The 15247-nt window shown below is 62.7% G+C and carries 12 protein-coding genes; 5 read left to right on the top strand and 7 right to left on the bottom strand.

The genetic code is table 11. From position 1 onward, the window contains the following. Nucleotides 1–3: 3 nt before the first annotated feature. Nucleotides 4–1677 (bottom strand): NAD+ synthase, encoded by a 1674-nt coding sequence (locus ACMGE0_RS18400; RefSeq protein WP_436817320.1) that lies wholly within the window; start codon nucleotides 1675–1677, stop codon nucleotides 4–6. A 294-nt stretch (nucleotides 1678–1971) separates the two neighbouring features. Here ACMGE0_RS18400 and ACMGE0_RS18405 point away from each other — a divergent pair, with 294 nt between their 5' ends. Continuing rightward, nucleotides 1972–2394, top strand: a complete 423-nt coding sequence (locus tag ACMGE0_RS18405) for a TadE/TadG family type IV pilus assembly protein (protein WP_436817321.1) — start codon at nucleotides 1972–1974, stop codon at nucleotides 2392–2394. Nucleotide 2395: 1 nt separating this feature from the next. Beyond that, nucleotides 2396–4126 carry a TadG family pilus assembly protein gene (locus ACMGE0_RS18410; protein WP_436817322.1) on the top strand — a complete coding sequence of 577 codons (1731 nt, stop codon included), beginning with the start codon at nucleotides 2396–2398 and terminating at the stop codon, nucleotides 4124–4126. Between the two features lie 90 nt (nucleotides 4127–4216). Here the strand turns inward: ACMGE0_RS18410 and ACMGE0_RS18415 are convergent, their stop codons facing one another. From ACMGE0_RS18415 to rpiA, 4 genes are all read right to left on the bottom strand, one after another. After that, entirely contained in the window at nucleotides 4217–5590 is a 1374-nt protein-coding gene (locus tag ACMGE0_RS18415; RefSeq protein ID WP_436817323.1) for a class II 3-deoxy-7-phosphoheptulonate synthase, read from the bottom strand. Between the two features lie 154 nt (nucleotides 5591–5744). Continuing rightward, nucleotides 5745–7133 (bottom strand): glutathione-disulfide reductase, encoded by a 1389-nt coding sequence (gene gor / locus ACMGE0_RS18420; RefSeq protein WP_436817324.1) that lies wholly within the window; start codon nucleotides 7131–7133, stop codon nucleotides 5745–5747. Between the two features lie 115 nt (nucleotides 7134–7248). Continuing rightward, on the bottom strand, nucleotides 7249–7854 hold the full coding sequence (locus ACMGE0_RS18425; protein ID WP_436817325.1) for a DUF2059 domain-containing protein: 606 nt from the start codon (nucleotides 7852–7854) through the stop codon (nucleotides 7249–7251). A gap of 17 nt (nucleotides 7855–7871) precedes the next feature. Beyond that, entirely contained in the window at nucleotides 7872–8567 is a 696-nt protein-coding gene (rpiA, locus tag ACMGE0_RS18430; RefSeq protein WP_436817326.1) for a ribose-5-phosphate isomerase RpiA, read from the bottom strand. 192 nt (nucleotides 8568–8759) lie between these two features. Between rpiA and ACMGE0_RS18435 the strand changes: the two genes are divergently transcribed. Beyond that, a complete protein-coding gene (locus ACMGE0_RS18435; protein ID WP_436817327.1) occupies nucleotides 8760–9461 on the top strand; it encodes an HAD family hydrolase in 702 nt (233 codons plus the stop codon). 45 nt (nucleotides 9462–9506) lie between these two features. Here ACMGE0_RS18435 and ACMGE0_RS18440 read toward each other — a convergent pair whose 3' ends face one another. Next, nucleotides 9507–11462, bottom strand: a complete 1956-nt coding sequence (locus ACMGE0_RS18440) for a L,D-transpeptidase family protein (RefSeq protein WP_436817387.1) — start codon at nucleotides 11460–11462, stop codon at nucleotides 9507–9509. A 381-nt stretch (nucleotides 11463–11843) separates the two neighbouring features. Between ACMGE0_RS18440 and fumC the strand changes: the two genes are divergently transcribed. After that, nucleotides 11844–13235, top strand: coding sequence for a class II fumarate hydratase (gene fumC, locus ACMGE0_RS18445; protein ID WP_436817328.1), 1392 nt, complete (start codon nucleotides 11844–11846; stop codon nucleotides 13233–13235). 282 nt (nucleotides 13236–13517) lie between these two features. Continuing rightward, entirely contained in the window at nucleotides 13518–14588 is a 1071-nt protein-coding gene (locus ACMGE0_RS18450) for a GGDEF domain-containing protein (protein WP_436817329.1), read from the top strand. 44 nt (nucleotides 14589–14632) lie between these two features. On the opposite strand, the gene ACMGE0_RS18455 is transcribed toward ACMGE0_RS18450, so the two are convergent. Beyond that, nucleotides 14633–15241 carry a pyridoxamine 5'-phosphate oxidase family protein gene (locus ACMGE0_RS18455; protein ID WP_436817330.1) on the bottom strand — a complete coding sequence of 203 codons (609 nt, stop codon included), beginning with the start codon at nucleotides 15239–15241 and terminating at the stop codon, nucleotides 14633–14635. Nucleotides 15242–15247 lie beyond the last annotated feature (6 nt).

Here is a 15247-nt window from a genome sequence, read left to right on the forward strand (position 1 = left end):
GCCCTACCGATCTCTGAACCGGTTGGTAATCGGATAGCGCCGGTCGCGGCCGAAATTCTTCTTGGTGATCTTCACGCCCGGCGCCGATTGCCGCCGCTTGTATTCGGCGAGATAGAGCAGGTGCTCGATCCGGTGCACGGTCGCGATGTCATGGCCGCGGGCGACGATCTCCTCCGTGCCCATCTCCATCTCGACCAGGCATTCGAGGATGTCGTCGAGCACCGGATAGGGCGGCAGCGAATCCTGGTCCGTCTGGTTGGGCCTCAATTCCGCCGAGGGCGCCTTGGAAAGGATGTTCTTCGGGATCACCTCGCCCGTCGGCCCGAGCGCGGTCGGCGGCAGGTGCCGGTTGCGCCAGGCGGAGAGCGCATAGACCTGCATCTTGTAGAGGTCCTTGATCGGGTTGAAGCCGCCGTTCATGTCGCCGTAGAGGGTCGCGTAGCCCACCGACATTTCCGATTTGTTACCGGTGGTCACCACCATCGAGCCGAATTTGTTGGAGATCGCCATGAGAATGGTACCGCGGGCGCGGCTCTGCAGGTTTTCTTCGGTGATGCCCTCGTCCGTCCCTTCGAAAAGCTCCGACAGCGCCGACGAAAAGCCGTCGACCGGCTCGGCGATCGGCACGATGTCGTAGCGGCAGCCGAGCGCTTTGGCGCAATCGGCCGCGTCCTTCAGCGAATCCTCGGATGTGTAGCGGTAGGGCAGCATGACGGTGCGCACCCGCTCCTCGCCGAGTGCGTCGACGGCGATCGCCGCGCAGAGCGCCGAGTCGATACCGCCGGACAGGCCGAGCACGACCGATTTGAAACCGTTCTTGTTGACATAGTCGCGGAAGCCGAGCAGGCAGGCGCGGTAGTCCGCCTCCTCTTTCTCCGGAATGCGCGCCATCGGCCCGCGCGTGCAGCGCCACGTGTCGCCGGCCTTCTTCCATTCCGTGACGGTGATCGCCGGCTCGAACTGGCTCATTTGGAAAGCAAGCGTCTTGTCGGCATTGAAAGCGAAGCTCGCGCCGTCGAAAACCAGTTCGTCCTGGCCGCCGAGCTGGGCGGCATAGATCATCGGCAGTCCGGTCTCGATGACCTGTTTCAGCACCACCTGATGCCGGATATCCACCTTGCCGCGGTAATAGGGCGAGCCGTTCGGCACAAGCAGGATTTCGGCCCCACTTTCGGACAGGGTCTCGCAGACGCCGAGCTCGCCCCAGATATCCTCGCAGATCGGAATACCGAGGCGCACGCCGCGGAAATTGACCGGTCCCGGCATCTCACCCGCAGCGAAGACGCGCTTCTCGTCGAACTCGCCGTAGTTCGGCAGATCGATCTTGTCGCGGATGGCGATCACCTTGCCGCCGTCGAGAACCGCAACCGAATTGTGCCGGCCCTCCTTGCCCTGGCGGGGAAAACCGATGATGACGCCCGGCCCGCCATCGGCGGTATCGGCGGCAAGCTGCTCCACTGCCCTAAGGCAGGCAGTCAGAAAGGCCGGCTTCAGGACGAGATCCTCAGGCGGATAGCCGGAGATGAAAAGCTCCGTGAAGAGAACGAGGTCGGCCTCTTCCCGGGCGGCATCCCGGCGCGCCTCGCGCGCAAGGGCCAGATTGCCGGCGACGTCGCCGACGGTCGGGTTGAGCTGGGCGACGGCGATGCGAAGGGTCTGGCTGATGTCCTGGGTCATCAGATGGATTTAGCGTTCCCTGCGGGAGGCCGCAACGTTGTTCCAGGAGTTTTTTGCGGACCCTCCTTGATCCGTGGAGATGGGCGAACTCCCCGGTGTCGCCTCAAGAGAGGAGAACTTGCTTCCGCTGGCTTGCTCTCCTCGCTCTCCTGCCACGGAGTGCGTTCGGGAACGTTTCGCACCTTTAAATTATGTTTCCATTTTCTAATGCAATTTAAGATGACGCATTAATCGGCCGTTAGCACCTGCTGATTATTATATTCTAAAATACTTATTTAGCGGGAGAGAATAAGCATGAAACGTCTCCTATCGCTGATGAAATGCCGATCGGGAGGCTCGGCGGTGGAGTTTGCCATCGTGGCGCCCATCCTCTTCCTCACGCTCTTCAGCCTGATCGGCTACGGCATTTATCTGAGTGCCGCCCATGCCGTGCAGCAGATCGCCGCCGACGCCGCCCGCACCGCCGTGGCCGGACTGAACTCGGCCGAACGCGAACAGCTCGTGCGCAACTATCTCAGCATGTCCACCATGAACCACGCTCTCCTGGACATGAGGAATTTCACCCTCCAGGTGCGGGACGATCCGCAGAACCCCAATCAATTCACCGTCTCCATCGATTACGACGCGAGCGAACTGCCGATCTTCAGCCTTTACAGCTACGCCATGCCGGATCCGCACATCCGGCGCTTCTCGACGATGCGGATCGGAGGCATTTGACATGCGCAGGCTCGTTCACGCCCTTCGTCGCGATAAATCGGGCAATATCGCCATATCGGCCGCCCTCACGCTGCCGCTCGTTATCGGCGCCTTGGCGCTCGGAGTGGATTACGGCTACCTGACCCTGCAGCAGCGCCAGATCCAGAGTTCCGCCGATCTTGCCGCCATTGCCGCAACCGGACAGTTGAGCGACCCCGAAAAGGCGGCGCTCGACTATTTCACGCTCAACAACCAGAATTTTGCCGTTCGGACGGATACCGGACTGCTGACGGCCCAGGGGAAAATTCCCTTCGACCCGGAACGCCTCTTCGAGAGTTACGACGCCTATGCCGAGCTGACGAAAGGCCGCTATGTGGCCGATCCGTCGCGCCCGGTGGAAACCCGTTTCGAGGCCGGCGCAACGCCTTACGACGCCGTTCGCGTCACAATGCACCAGAAGAGCCGGATCTTCTTCGCAAACAGCTTCGCCGAAGCGCCCCTGCTTGCGGCCACCGGCACGGCTTCCGCCGACAAGCTCGCCGCCTTCTCGGTCGGCTCGCGGCTTGCCAGCCTCAACGAAGGCATCATCAACGCTCTGCTCGGCCAGCTCCTCGGCACGACCATCTCGCTGAAGGTCATGGACTATCAGGCGCTGATCGACGCCGACGTCAACCTCCTCCACGTTCTCGACGGGCTGGCGATCGACCTCGGGCTCACTGCCGGCACCTATTCCGAGGTGCTCAAGACCGAAATCACCTACGGTCAGTTTCTGCAGGCGCTCGGCAAGGCAACCGGTCTCACGCCGTCCGTCCGCGCTATCCTCAACACGCTCGAAAAGACGGTCAACCGCACGCAGGTCAAACTCAGGCTGGAAGAAATCCTGGCACTGGGACCATTGTCCGAAAGACTGGTCGGACAGGGCGATGGGCTCGCCGTGAAGGCAGCCCTGATGGATGTCATTACGGCGGCTGCGGTGGCCGGCAATGGCGGCAAGCAGATCGGCGTCGATCTCAATGTCAGTATTCCCGGCCTCAGCAAGGTGACGCTCACAATCGCCATCGGCGAGCCTCCGGTCGGCACGCCGCCGAACGCCGTGGGAGGACCCGGCACCATCGTCCGCACCGCGCAGACGCGGCTCGCTCTGAATGTCGTCGTAGACGGCCTCTCCGCCATCGCCGGACTGAAAGTGGAGGTGCCGCTCTATCTTGAGGTCGCGCATGCCGAAGCACGGCTTGCCGATATCCGCTGCTATGGCGGTACTCACGGCAATGGCAGCGTCGACGTCGAGGTCGTCCCAGGCGTCGCGGCGATCGGGCTCGGCAATGTCAATCAGGCCGCGTTCGAAAACTTCGGCACCACGCCGCGCGTCACCAAGGCGAACATCCTGTCCACAGTCCTGCTCAGCATCGCCGGAAAGGCCGACATCAACGCCGGCAATCTCACCAGGAAGACGCTGACCTTCTCGGCCAACGATATCACCTCCGGCAAGGTCATGAGCGTCTCGACCAGAGACACTTTGACGAGCCTCGTCACTTCGCTTCTGAAACGGTTGGAGCTGGAGATCAAGCTCGGTCCGCTGGCGATCGGAACGCCGACGCTCATTCAGGCCGCGCTCGCCGATACGTTGGCGACGCTGACGAAGCCTCTCGATACCCTGGTCTACAATCTGCTCCTGACGCTCGGCGTGCGCATCGGCGAAGCCGATGTCCGGGTGACGGGCCTCACTTGCCGCAATCCCGTTCTCGTCCAGTAAATTCAGCCCTGAACGAGAAAATGAAGAAGGCCGGCGCTCCCCCTCGCCGGCCTTCTTTCATTCGCAGCTGCCGAAGATCGCGCAAACGGCTCAGCCGTTGACGACCATCCGCTTCTCGTCGCGGCCGCTCTTCATCCGCTCGGCGAGCAGGAAGGCGAGTTCCAGCGCCTGGTCGGCGTTGAGACGGGGATCGCAATGGGTGTGATAGCGGTCGTGCAGGTCCTCGGCGCTGACTGCGCGGGCGCCGCCGGTGCATTCGGTCACGTCCTTGCCGGTCATCTCCACATGGATGCCGCCCGGATGGGTGCCTTCGGCGCGGTGGATCTGGAAGAAGCTTTCGACTTCCGAGAGAATCCGCTCGAACGGACGGGTCTTGTAGCTGTTCAGCGTGATCGTGTTGCCGTGCATCGGATCGCAGGACCAGACGACCTTCTTGCCTTCCCGCTCGACGGCGCGGATGAGCTTCGGCAGGCAGTCGGCGACCTTGTCGTAGCCGAAACGGCAGATCAGCGTCAGGCGGCCGGCCTCGTTGGTCGGGTTCAGGGCGTCGATCAGCTCGATCAGCTTGTCCGCCTGCAGCGAGGGGCCGCATTTCAGGCCGATCGGGTTCTTGATGCCGCGGAAATATTCCACATGCGCATGGTCGAGCTGGCGGGTACGGTCGCCGATCCAGATCATGTGGCCGGAGGTCGCATACCAGTCGCCGGAGGTGGAATCGACGCGGGTCAGCGCCTCCTCGTAACCGAGCAGCAGCGCCTCGTGGCTGGTGAAGAAATCGGTCTCGCGCAGGCTCGGATTGTTTTCCGAGGTGATGCCGATCGCCTGCATGAAGTCCATCGTCTCGCTGATGCGGTCGGCGAGCTTGCGGTAGCGTTCGCCCTGCGGGCTATCCTTCACGAAGCCGAGCATCCACTTGTGGACGTTTTCGAGGTTGGCGTAGCCGCCCATCGCGAAGGCGCGCAGCAGGTTCAGCGTCGCCGCAGACTGGCGGTAGGCATTCAACTGCCGTTCCGGGTTCGGCGTGCGCGCTTCCTCCGTGAAATCCGTGCCGTTGACGATGTCGCCGCGATAGGTGAGCAGCGTCTTGCCGTCCTGCGTCTCGTGGGAGTTGCTGCGCGGCTTGGCGAACTGGCCGGCGATACGGCCGACCTTGACCACCGGCAGCTGGGCGCCATAGGTGAGCACGACCGCCATCTGCAGGAACGAACGGAAGAAGTCGCGGATATTGTCCGCGCCGTGTTCGGCGAAACTCTCGGCGCAGTCGCCGCCCTGCAGCAGGAAGGCGTTGCCTTCCGCGACGTTGGCGAGCTGCTTCTTCAGGCGGCGGGCCTCACCGGCAAAGACGAGCGGCGGAAAGGTCGCGAGCTGAGCTTCCGTCGCTGCCAGCGCGGCCTGGTCCGGATAGTCCGGGACCTGCTGGATCGGTTTGTTCCGCCAACTGCTCGGGGTCCAATTCTGTGCCATCTCACTCACCTGTTTTAGCCACCACGATCGCCTGCCGGGCAACCGCCTTCAAAATAGACGCGGCTTATAAACCTTAACAGGGGCCTTGCATAGCCGCATTGTCGGACAATGAAACCGGTGCTTTGCACCCGCACCCGAGCCGGGTCGCGATGCCTCAGACGCGCTCGCCGTTCCTGACGCGATAGCTCGGATTGTACATGGTGACCAATTCCTCCGCAGCCGTCGGGTGGACGGCCATGGTACGGTCGAAATCGTCCTTGGTGACGCCGGCCTTCAGCGAAATGCCGAGAAGCTGGGCCATCTCGCCCGCGTCGTGGCCGAGAACATGGGCGCCGAGCACCTTGCGGCTTGCGGCATCGACGACGAGCTTCATGATCATCTTCTCCGCGCGGCCCGACAGCGTCGCCTTCATCGGCCGGAATTCGGCGCGGTAGATTTCGAGCTCCGGATAGCGCTTGGCCGCCTCCTCCTCGGAAAGCCCCACGGTGCCGATCTCCGGCTGCGAGAAGACGGCTGTCGGGATGAGGTCGTGATCCGGGGCGGTCGGATTGTCCTTGAAGGCGGTTTCGATGAAGCACATGGCCTCATGGATCGCCACCGGCGTCAATTGTACCCGGTCGGTGACGTCGCCGAGCGCATAGATATGCGGCACGCTGGTGCGGGAATATTCATCGACGACGATCGCGCCGCGCTCGTTCACTTCGACGCCCGCGGCCTCGAGGCCCAGCCCGTTCGTGTTCGGGTCGCGGCCGAGCGCCAGCATGATCGTGTCGACGGCGATGGTCTCTCCGCAAAGGGTACGGGCGACAAGCCCGCCGGCCGGCGCCTTCGTCACCTCCTCGATCACGTCGGTGAGGACGATCCGGATGCCCTTTTCCACCATCGCCTTGTGCAGGCCTTGGCGCATGTCCTGGTCGAAACGCGAGAGGATTTCCTTGCCGCGATAGATGAGCGTCGTATCGACGCCGAGGCCATGAAAGATGTTGGCGAATTCGACCGCGATATAACCGCCGCCGGCGATCAGGATCGAGCGCGGCAGTTCCGGCAGGTCGAAAGCCTCATTCGAGGAAATGCAGAGCTCGTGGCCCGGCAGCGCCGCATGCGGATTGGGCGATCCGCCGGTCGCGATGACGATCTTCTCGGCCGTCACCGTCTTGCCGGTCTTCGTGAGCCGGATCGTATGGGCATCGACCAGTTCCGCGCGGGTTTCGAGGATTTCCGCGCCGTTGTTCTCCAGCCCGCGGCGATAGAGGCCTTCGAGGCGGGCGATCTCCTTGTCCTTGGCGGCGATCAGCTTCTTCCAGTCGAAGGTGCTTTCCCCCACCTGCCAGCCATACCCCACGGCATCCTCGAAATGCTCGGCATATTGCGAGGCATAGACGAAAAGCTTCTTCGGAACGCAACCGCGGATCACGCAGGTTCCGCCGAAGCGGTATTCCTCGGCGATCGCCACCCGGTTGCCGAGCGAAGCGGCGACGCGGCCCGCCCTCACCCCGCCCGATCCGCCGCCAATCACAAAGAGATCATAGTCATAGGCGGTCATCAGAATTCTCCTTCGGACGGGCAGCGGGATCGCCCTCATATAATGTTCCGACGCAAAAAAGGAAAAGCCCGGATCGCTCCGGGCTTCCACAAAATTCGCCGGACCGGCTATGCGATCAGGGCTTCGGCGCCGGGGTGGGAGCAGGCTTGGCAGGTGCGGGTGCGGCTGCAGCCGGAGCTTCTGCCGAACCGGTATCGACCACCGGGGCCTGGATCGGTGTCGCGTCGATGACACCGCGCAGCTTTTCGGTGCTCTGGTTGGTGAGGTCGCGGGAAATGCCGTTCGCCCAGATTTCGGCCGCCTTCACCAGCTCGCGGCTGACGAGCGGCTGATTGGTGAGCAGCTTCTTGCCGGTTTCGGTGTTGAAGAACGTGGAGATCGCCTTCAACTCCTCGACCGAGAAGCTCTTGGCGTAGATGGTCGCTGCCTCCTTCTCGAGATCGGCGCGACGCGACGCAAGCGCCAGCGCCTCCTCGTCGACCACGTTGGAGATCTGCTCCTGGAAGTTCGGAGAAGCCTGGATGAACTGCGCCTTCAGGCGCTCCGACAGGTTGGGCAGGATGTTGTCGTAACGATCGGTGACGTTCAGCGCAGCAATCGCTTCCCGCGCGGCGGTAAGCTGGGCGTCCGAGACTTCCTGAGCGCGAGCCGATACCGTGAAGGCGCCGGAGAAGAGGATCGCCAGGGCGGCGGCACGGCCGAGAACCGCGAATCTGATCATGAGTTGTTGCTCCTAGTTTATTTCGCCTCGAGCGTCCGCGCTCCAGCCTCGCCGGCAATGATCGCAAAGGACGCCATGTGGATGAACAGCCCGTGTTCGACGACACCGGGAATGGAATTCAGCTCCCGCGAGAGAGCCTCTGCATCAGGAATGCGGCCAAAAGATGCGTCGAAAATGTGGTGGCCGCCGTCCGTCGTGAAGATATCGTCACCGGATTTGCGCAGTTTCAGCTCGCCGCTCAACCCCAGCCTTGCCGCAACTTTTTCGATCGCGATCCGCGTCGCCGTCTGGCCGAAGGGATTGACCTCGATCGGCAGCGGGAAGGCTCCAAGCATCGAGACAAGCTTGCTTTCGTCGGCGATCACGATCATGCGGCTCGACGCGGCCGCGACGATCTTCTCCCGGAGCAGCGCGCCGCCGCCGCCCTTGATGAGGGTCAGGTTGGCATCGACCTCGTCGGCGCCGTCGATCGTCAGATCGAGCTCGGGAAGCTCGTCGAGCGACTTCAGCGGAATGCCGAGCTCGACGCAGAGCCTTGCGGTGCGTTCGGACGTCGGGACGCCCTCGACCCGCAAGCCCTCGTGAACCTTTTCGGCCAGGAGCCTTACGAATTCCTCTGCCGTCGAACCGGTGCCGATGCCGAGCCTCATGCCGTCTTCGACATATGCCAATGCAGCCTCGGCCGCCTTGACCTTCATTTCCCGGGCGTCCATCCGCCAAAAGCTCCCGCTGTTTCGCCGAACCGCTGTTTACACGCCTCCTCCGGCAAACGAAAGTCCCCCCGATTGGGTTTTGAGCCCGTTTCGAGCCCGGGTTTTGCTGAGGGCGCGAATCCTGCATATTTGCATTTCACGGCAGCATTCCTTAATCCAGGGAGATATCCCGACAGACCTCGTGAGGCTTCATTGACCGCTCCCCTCGTCATTTTCGATCTCGACGGCACGCTGATCGACACCGCACCGGACCTGATCGACAGCCTCAACCATACGATCGCGGTGGCCGATCTCGCGCCCGTCACGTTCGAGGACCTCACCCATCTCGTCGGCCAGGGCGTGCGCGTCATGATCCGCCGGGCTTTCGAACTGCGGAAAACGCCGCTCGACGAGGCGACGGCCGAGCGCCTGTTCAACCGCTTCATGGAACATTACGAGGCGCATATGCCGGGCAAGAGCCGTCCCTATGCCGGTGCCGTCGAATGCCTCGACCGGCTGTCGACTGCGGGCATGCGGCTTGCCATCTGCACCAACAAGGCCGAACGTCTCGCCTTCCCCCTGATCGAAAAGCTCGGCCTTTCGGATCGCTTCGCGGCGATGACCTGCGGCGACACCTTTGCGGCCCGCAAGCCCGATGCGCGTCACATACTCGGCACGATCGAACGGGCCGGCGGCAATCCCGCCGCAAGCGTCATGGTCGGCGACAGCGTCAACGATATCCTCGCCGCCCACAATGCCGGAATTCCTTCGATCGCCGTCAGTTTCGGCTATTCCGACGTCGCGGTCGAAACGCTCGATCCCGGGCACGTCATCAGCGGCTATGACGAGCTGACGGCGGATCTGGTGGAAAAGCTGATGTCCCGAGAAGCCAGGTTCATAGCGGCGGCCAAATAAAAAGGCGACCCGCGGCCGCCTTTTGCCTCAATCTAAAATCCGAACTCAGCTATGGGCGGCGCGCACCTTGGTGGTCGCAGCGAAGGCCTTCATCATGGCGTCGTCGCGGCCATAGACGTCGTCGAAATATTCCACCTTGCCGTCCTTGTTCGGCCAGGCGGTGAAATAGGCGACATAAACCGGGATCTTCGCAGTCACCTTGGCGGCGACATTCTTGCCCGCGGCGATGCGCGCATTGACGTCCTCGACGGTCGTGCCGAGCACGGCAGCCGCCATCTTGCGCGGATCGGCAAGCCGGACGCACCCATGGCTCAGCGCCCGCATGTCGCGCTGGAAGAAGCTCTTCGAGGGCGTGTCGTGCATGTAGATCGCATGGCTGTTCGGGAAGAGGATCTTCAGGTCGCCGAGCGCGTTGTCGCTCGACGGCGGCTGGCGCACCGCGATACTCTGCGTCGAACCGTACCAGTTGACGCTGCTCGACGAAACGGCGCGGCCGTTGACCGAGACCTCGTAGCCCAGCCGGTCGAGATAGCTCGGGTCCCGGCGCAGATGCGGCAGCATCTCGTTGATGATGATCGACTGCGGCACGCCCCAATAGGGATTGAACTCCACGGTCTGGATCTCATCCTGGAAGAAATAGGTCTGGTTCGACTTGGAGCCGACGACCACCCGCATGGAGAACTGCTCGGCGCCGTGATCGTGATAATAGACCATGAAGGCCGGCTGATTGATGAAGACGTAACGGCTTCCGAGGTCGCCGGGCAGCCAGCGCGCCTGTTCCATGGCGACGACCAGCTTTGCGATCCTGTCCTGCGACGTATGGCCGACCATCTTGCGGACGGTGGCCGCACCGATGACGCCGTCAGGCTTCAGGCCGGCCTCGGCCTGGAAGGATTTCACCACCTCGACAAGCTCCGGCGTGTAGTCCGGCGTCTGCTGATAAGCGGCAAGCGTCGCCGCGTGCCTGCTCTTCAGCTCCTCCGAGCCGGAGCGCTCGATCGCCGCAATCACGTTGGCCATGTCCGGGCTGCTCCTGCCCGGCTTCAGCAGAAGATCGCGCGGCAGGGAGATGCCCGGGCCGTCGCTCGCCGCCTCGGCACGCAACCTGGCAAGCTCGGCCTTCAGCGCCTGGAAATGCGCGCTCTGAGGTGCGAGGCCCTCCAGATAGGCGGCTGCATCCGATCCGCTTTTCGCGAAGGGCAGGACCAGAGAGAGCTTCACGTCCTTGCGCTTGAAATCGTGGTAGCCGGAAACCCGGTTCGGATCGATGCGGCCGCGCAACATATCCTCGGCGAACATCAGCACCTTTTCCGACAGCGCCAGTTCGAACTGCATCAGCTCCCGGTCATGGGCATCCGCAGGAGAGGCCGAGACGGTCGGCGCGGCGAGATCAACCTGCGCGGCAGGATCGGTGGGGGCGGCAGTGTCGACCGGAGCGACGACGCTTGCCGTCGTCAGCGACGGTACGGGCAGCAGATAATCGGCCGGGTCGAGACCGTATTCGCCGGCGCGCTCGAAGAGCGCCAGGACGCCCCTCGCCTTTTCGTTCACATCGCCGTCGGAAATCCAGAGCGGTTCGGCGGTCTTGCCGTAGAAGGCTTCGAGAGCTGCAGCGATCTCCGTCGGCGCGGAAACCTTGGCTTCGGAGAGGAACCGCGAGCCATCGGTTGCGGCTGCAGCGGCAAAACCGGCCGTCTTCACGAGGCGCTCGGCATCCGGCTTGTATGTGTAATAGCGCGGCCCCGAGACCTTCGGCAGCGGCTCGGGATCGGCGAGCGCCCGCTCGCTCGGCATGCCCCTGCGGCCCGTATCGACGCCCGGCAGGCCATCGTCCGCCTGCCGCGCCCTGTCGGCGCCGGGGCCGCCGCGCAGAAGGTCCATCAGGGTTATCGCATGGGCGGGAGCGACCGCCCCGGTGAAGACGGAAATTCCCGACACGAGCGCCAGTGCGATCGAAGTTTTCTTGTGTCTGTGCTGCAATGTCGTCCCCGTCACCTGCATCCGCGACTTCTCCGCGGGCCCGAATATCATCACGCCATCTAACCGATCGCGTAAGGGATGGAAAGAAACGCACGAGCTTCCCGACCGGTTCGCGCCCTGCCGGGAAATAGCGTCGGTGCGCGGGCAGAAGGTTAAGAAAATATTCGTTAAATTTTTACTGACGCCGGGCCGCAGCGACAACAGGCGGGCGAGGAAAATGTCGTATAATTCCGCTTCCCGTGTCATAAAAAGCACGCCGGCAACGTACCAAAAAGCCCGTTTCCCCGTCTTGCGGACGCATACCAATCGTATAGTAATGCCCGCCGGCCGGCATCCCACGCGGTAACGCGTTGTTGAAGACCCGAGGCCGGCAGCGACCACGAGAAAGCAGAGGCAGCGAAGATGGCATCGACCCGCACCGAAACCGATACGTTTGGCCCGATCGAAGTGGCAGGCGACCGTTATTGGGGGGCTCAGGCGCAGCGCTCGCTCGGCAACTTCAAGATCGGCTGGGAAAAGCAGCCGCTCGCCGTGGTCCGTGCCCTCGGCATCGTCAAGCAGGCCGCGGCCCGCGTCAACATGGCGCTCGGCGGTCTCGACCCCGCTCTCGGCAAGGCGATCGTCGATGCGGCCCAGGAGGTCATCGACGGCAAGCTCAACGATCACTTTCCGCTCGTCGTATGGCAGACCGGCTCCGGCACCCAGTCGAACATGAACGCCAACGAGGTCATCTCCAACCGTGCGATCGAAATGCTCGGCGGCGTGATGGGCTCCAAGAAGCCGGTGCATCCGAACGACCACGTCAACATGAGCCAGTCGTCGAACGACACCTATCCGACGGCCATGCACATCGCCTGCGTCGAACAGATCGTCCACCACCTCATCCCGTCGCTGAAGCACCTGCATGCGGCGCTCGACGTGAAGGTCAAGGCCTTCGCCCACATCATCAAGATCGGCCGCACCCATACGCAGGATGCCACGCCGCTGACCCTCGGCCAGGAATTCTCCGGCTATGCCGCGCAGGTCGCCTCGGCGATCGCCAATATCGAACTGACGCTCCCCGCCCTCAGCAAGCTCGCCCAGGGCGGCACGGCCGTCGGCACGGGCCTCAACGCCCCGGTCGGCTTTGCGGAAAAGGTCGCGGAGGAAATCTCGAAGATCACCGGCCTGCCCTTCGTGACGGCGCCGAACAAGTTCGAAGCGCTCGCCTCGCACGACTCGATGGTCTTCGCCCACGGAGCGATCAATGCGGCCGCCGCAGCCCTCTTCAAGATCGCCAACGACATCCGTTTCCTAGGCTCCGGCCCGCGCGCCGGCCTTGGCGAACTGTCGCTGCCGGAAAACGAACCGGGCTCGTCGATCATGCCGGGCAAGGTCAATCCGACCCAGTCGGAGGCGCTCACGCAGGTCTGCGCCCACATCTTCGGCAACCACGCGGCACTCACCTTCGCCGGCAGCCAGGGCCATTTCGAGCTCAACGTCTACAATCCGATGATGGCCTACAACTTCCTGCAGTCGGTCCAGCTTCTCGGCGATGCGGCCGTCTCCTTCACCGACAACTGCGTCGTCGGCATCGAAGCCCGTGAGGACAATATCAAGCGCGGCGTCGAGAATTCGCTGATGCTGGTCACCGCGCTCAACGGCAGGCTCGGCTACGATATCTGCGCCAAGATCGCCAAGACCGCACACAAGAACGGCACGACGCTGCGCGAAGAAGCGGTCGGCGGCGGATATCTGACGAACGAGGAATTCGACCAGTACGTCCGGCCGGAAAACATGATCGGCCCCAAATAAAAGGCTGACCGGCGCCCGGATGGGAAGAAGCCTCGCGTCTCGACGGACCGCGGGGCTTTCATCCGTTCGAAGCGACTTTTCTGATAATTTATTACACTCGCAAGGTGAGACGGCTTCTGAGTGGCGTTCCGCAAGCTCTTCCGTTCAAAGGGAATTGGTTAACGCGCGATGGCGAAATAAAATTAAGAACAAGCTGTTCAGAGCGGACCCTTAATTCTTTTCCAATATTTTTCACATACTAATTCTGGTCATCAATACGGGCGGAATCAGTGGGGATCGTCGATGACGACGGCAACGGCGCCGAAGGCGCAACCTGGCGATCTGATCAGTCAGATCATCTATGCGGTGCGATCGATGGGCGTTGCGCCGATACCCCGCAACTATCAGCTGTTCTATGAAGCCTATATCGGCTCGAATCCCGACCTCACCCGGGATCTTGCGGCACTCGGAAACCGGGCGTCCCAGGAAGAGCTGGACGATCTCTCCCATCGCTATCTCGGAACGGGGCAGGTAGCCGTCGTCGAGAATGCGCATACCAGGCTGCTCGGAGAGCTCGACTCTCTTCTGAAGCTGCTGCGTCAGGAGCAGAACTCGCTGGAGAGCTACAGCAGGCTGCTCGGAGAGACCGCGCAGCGGATCAACTCCAAGAGCAATTTCTCGACCGAACTCCTGAGCAATGCCATTTCGCTGCTCAACGAAGCGACGGGCACGACGATCGCCCATGGCGAAAAGACAGTCGGCGGGGTCGCGCAGCGCAGCCAAGAAATGGATCAGGTCCGCAAGGAACTCGACGAATACAAGCGCATCGCCAACACGGATTCGCTGACGCGCATCGCCAATCGCCGCGCCTTCGACGAGCGTCTCGCATCGATCTACAACAATTCCGCCGTCCTGCCGGTCGTCGCGCTCGTGCTCGCGGACATCGACAACTTCAAGAAGATCAACGACAGCTTCGGACACCCGGTCGGCGACAAGATTCTCGCAAGCGTCGCCTCCGTGATCCGTTCCAACGTCCGCAAGGATGTCTTCGTCGCCCGTTCCGGCGGCGAGGAATTCGCCATGATCGTCGAAGGCAATACGCCGGACGAGGTCATGATCCTTTGCGAGCGGGTTCGCCGCGCGCTGGAGACCCGCACCTTCCGCAATTCGCGCTCCGGCGTCGACTACGGCCCGGTCACGCTCTCCCTCGGCTTCGCCATGGGTTCGCAGGCGGGCGATCCCGGCGAACTTTATGCCGACGCCGATACCGCGCTCTATCATGCCAAGAACGGCGGCCGGAACCGCACCGTCTTCTTCGAAGAAGGCATGAAGAAGGATTATGCGGGCAAGAACTGGCTGATCTACAGGAAGTAGGTTTCAGGTGATCCGGAAGCGGACTGGATCCTCGCCGCGGCCTGCTACCACATGGTCTTGGCGGCGCGCTCCGGCCATTCGCGGTCGTAGGTTTCCTTGTCGAAATCCGCCTTGGCGGCCTTCAAAAGAGCGCCGGGCGTCGGCAGGCTCTTCGGATCGACGAAGCGCTCCGGATTCCAGAGTTCCGCGCGCATCAGCGCCCGGGCGCACTGGAAATAGACCTCGTTGATGGTGATGACGGTCACGCTGCGCGGATGCCTGCCGTCCATCTCGAAGCTTTCCAGCAGCGCGGGCTCCACCGAGACGACGGCCCGGCCGTTGATGCGCATGGCCGTATTGGAGCCCGGCACCAGGAACATCAGCGCCACGCGCGGATCGCGGACGATGTTGAGAAGCGAGTCGATGCGGTTGTTGCCGCGCCAGTCGGGCAGAAGCAGCGTCGCCTCGTCCTGAATTCGCACTGCACCGCCCAGGTCGCCGCGCGGTGAGCAGTCGAGCCCTTCCGGCCCGACGGTCGCGAGCGCCACGAAGGGAGAAGCCTCGATCATCTGCCGGTATTCCGGCGTCAGCACCTTGGTCACCTTGACGAGGGAGGCATCAGACACGCCCTCGTAGATGGCCTTCAGTTCCTCGACGGATGTGATGATGGTCATGGATCG

This window comes from Neorhizobium descurainiae, from assembly GCF_051400715.1.
In the GTDB taxonomy this organism is placed as follows: domain Bacteria; phylum Pseudomonadota; class Alphaproteobacteria; order Rhizobiales; family Rhizobiaceae; genus Neorhizobium.

Coding starts and splice junctions, on each gene's coding strand:
- ACMGE0_RS18400 (WP_436817320.1), bottom strand. CDS start 1,677: ATGACCCAGGACATCAGCCAGACCCTTCGCATCGCCGTCGCCCAGCTC.
- ACMGE0_RS18405 (WP_436817321.1), top strand. CDS start 1,972: ATGAAACGTCTCCTATCGCTGATGAAATGCCGATCGGGAGGCTCGGCG.
- ACMGE0_RS18410 (WP_436817322.1), top strand. CDS start 2,396: ATGCGCAGGCTCGTTCACGCCCTTCGTCGCGATAAATCGGGCAATATC.
- ACMGE0_RS18415 (WP_436817323.1), bottom strand. CDS start 5,590: ATGGCACAGAATTGGACCCCGAGCAGTTGGCGGAACAAACCGATCCAG.
- gor (WP_436817324.1), bottom strand. CDS start 7,133: ATGACCGCCTATGACTATGATCTCTTTGTGATTGGCGGCGGATCGGGC.
- ACMGE0_RS18425 (WP_436817325.1), bottom strand. CDS start 7,854: ATGATCAGATTCGCGGTTCTCGGCCGTGCCGCCGCCCTGGCGATCCTC.
- rpiA (WP_436817326.1), bottom strand. CDS start 8,567: ATGGACGCCCGGGAAATGAAGGTCAAGGCGGCCGAGGCTGCATTGGCA.
- ACMGE0_RS18440 (WP_436817387.1), bottom strand. CDS start 11,462: ATGCAGGTGACGGGGACGACATTGCAGCACAGACACAAGAAAACTTCG.
- fumC (WP_436817328.1), top strand. CDS start 11,844: ATGGCATCGACCCGCACCGAAACCGATACGTTTGGCCCGATCGAAGTG.
- ACMGE0_RS18450 (WP_436817329.1), top strand. CDS start 13,518: ATGACGACGGCAACGGCGCCGAAGGCGCAACCTGGCGATCTGATCAGT.
- ACMGE0_RS18455 (WP_436817330.1), bottom strand. CDS start 15,241: ATGACCATCATCACATCCGTCGAGGAACTGAAGGCCATCTACGAGGGC.